A 2,127-nucleotide genomic window follows, 5' to 3' on the forward strand; every position below is an offset into this window, starting at 1 on the left:
TGTTAGCGCCAATGATATAAGACGGTAATTCACCATTTGGATTGTCCGCTCCACCCAACATGTTGTTTCCTTGAGGTTCTCACACCAGAAAGGACATCAACATGCTGAGCAGAGAGGACTTTTACATGATAAAGCAAATGCGCAAGCAAGGTGCGTACATTGTCGATATTGCGACTCAGGTGGGTTGCTCTGAGCGTACTGTCAGGCGGTATCTTAAATACCCTGAGCCCCCGGCCAGAAAAACGCGCCACAAAATGGCCAAACTGAAGCCATTCATGGACTATATCGACACACGCCTGGCCGAGAATGTCTGGAATGGCGAGGTCATCCTCGCAGAAATCAAAGCGATGGGTTACACCGGTGGGCGCTCCATGTTGCGCTATTACATCCAGCCTAAGCGCAAAATGCGGCCCTCAAAGAAAACTGTCCGCTTCGAAACTCAGCCCGGTTACCAGTTGCAGCACGACTGGGGTGAAGTCGAAGTGGAGGTCGCGGGACAGCGATGCAAAGTCAACTTCGCGGTTAACACGCTGGGGTTCTCCCGTCGCTTCCATGTCTTCGCCGCGCCAAAACAGGATGCTGAACACACCTATGAGTCACTGGTACGTGCCTTCCGTTACTTCGGCGGCAGTGTGAAAACCGTGCTGGTTGATAACCAGAAAGCGGCAGTGCTGAAGAATAACAACGGGCAGGTGGTGTTCAACTCCGGGTTCCTGTTGCTGGCCGACCATTATGACTTCCTGCCACGGGCCTGCCGCCCTCGCAGGGCGAGGACCAAAGGCAAAGTGGAGCGGATGGTGAAGTATCTCAAGGAGAACTTCTTCGTCCGGTACCGCAGGTTCGACAGCTTCGCCCATGTTAACCAGCAACTGGAGCAGTGGATAGCTGATGTGGCTGATAAACGGGAGCTTCGCCAGTTCAAAGAGACACCAGAACAGCGCTTCGCGCTCGAGCAGGAGCATCTGCAGCCGTTGCCGGATACGGACTTCGATACCAGCTACTTCGACATCCGCCATGTGTCCTGGGACAGCTATATCGAGGTTGGCGGCAATCGCTACAGCGTTCCCGAAACGCTGTGTGGTCAGCCGGTCTCGATACGCATATCGCTGGATGATGAGTTGCGGATCTACAGTAATGAGCAGCAGGTGGCATCACACCGGCTGTGTTCAGCATTATCTGGCTGGCAAACGGTGCCGGAACACCATGCCCCGTTGTGGCAGCAGGTCAGCATGGTGGAGCATCGTCCCCTGAGTGCCTATGAGGAGTTGCTGTGATGCATGAACTTGAAGCACTGTTGAGCCGGTTAAAAATGGAACACCTGAGCTACCACGTTGAAAGCTTGTTAGAACAGGCAGCTAAAAAAGAGCTGAACTACCGGGAGTTCCTGTGCATAGCGCTGCAACAGGAATGGAACGGCAGACATCAGCGCGGAATGGAATCACGGTTGAAACAGGCTCGTCTGCCGTGGGTCAAAACACTGGAGCAGTTCGACTTCAGCTTCCAGCCCGGTATCGATCGTAAGGTCGTCCGGGAGCTGGCCGGTCTGGCGTTCGTGGAGCGCAGTGAGAACGTGATCCTGCTGGGGCCACCTGGAGTGGGTAAAACCCATCTGGCTGTGGCTCTCGGCGTGAAAGCAGCAGATGCGGGTCATCGGGTGCTGTTCATGCCACTGGACAGACTGGTAGCGACGTTGATGAAAGCGAAGCAGGAAAATCGGCTGGAGCGCCAGCTACAACAACTGAGCTATGCGCGGGTGTTGATCCTGGACGAAATAGGCTATCTGCCGATGAACAGAGAGGAAGCCAGTCTGTTCTTCCGCTTGCTGAACCGCCGATATGAAAAAGCGAGCATTATCCTGACCTCAAACAAAGGCTTCGCAGACTGGGGAGAGATGTTCGGCGATAACGTACTGGCAACGGCGATCCTGGATCGGTTGCTGCACCACTCAACCACAGTGAATATAAAAGGAGAAAGTTACCGGTTGAAGGAAAAACGCAAAGCTGGAGTGCTGGCCAAAAACGCAACGCCAATCAGTGATGATGAAATGGTGGATAGCGGACAACAGAAGTGATCAAATAGCGGACATTAAAAAATGGCGAAAAGCGGCCATAAATCTTGGCGTTGACA

At 53.6% G+C, this 2,127-nt stretch carries 2 protein-coding genes; both read left to right on the forward strand.

Going from position 1 to position 2,127, the window contains the following annotated elements; genetic code table 11:
* Positions 1-101: 101 nt before the first annotated feature.
* Positions 102-1,274, forward strand: coding sequence for an IS21 family transposase (gene istA, locus AAIE02_RS23555; protein ID WP_498533417.1), 1,173 nt, complete (start codon positions 102-104; stop codon positions 1,272-1,274).
* Entirely contained in the window at positions 1,274-2,071 is a 798-nt protein-coding gene (gene istB, locus AAIE02_RS23560) for an IS21-like element helper ATPase IstB (RefSeq protein ID WP_498533418.1), read from the forward strand. Before istA ends, istB begins: the two co-directional genes overlap by 1 nt.
* Positions 2,072-2,127 lie beyond the last annotated feature (56 nt).

The sequence above is a fragment of the Cedecea sp. Ae19-4 genome, from assembly GCF_059801165.1.

What these genes read in the sequence shown, in the direction of transcription:
- istA (WP_498533417.1), top strand. Translation starts at nt 102, where the DNA reads ATGCTGAGCAGAGAGGACTTTTACATGATAAAGCAAATGCGCAAGCAA.
- istB (WP_498533418.1), top strand. Translation starts at nt 1,274, where the DNA reads ATGCATGAACTTGAAGCACTGTTGAGCCGGTTAAAAATGGAACACCTG.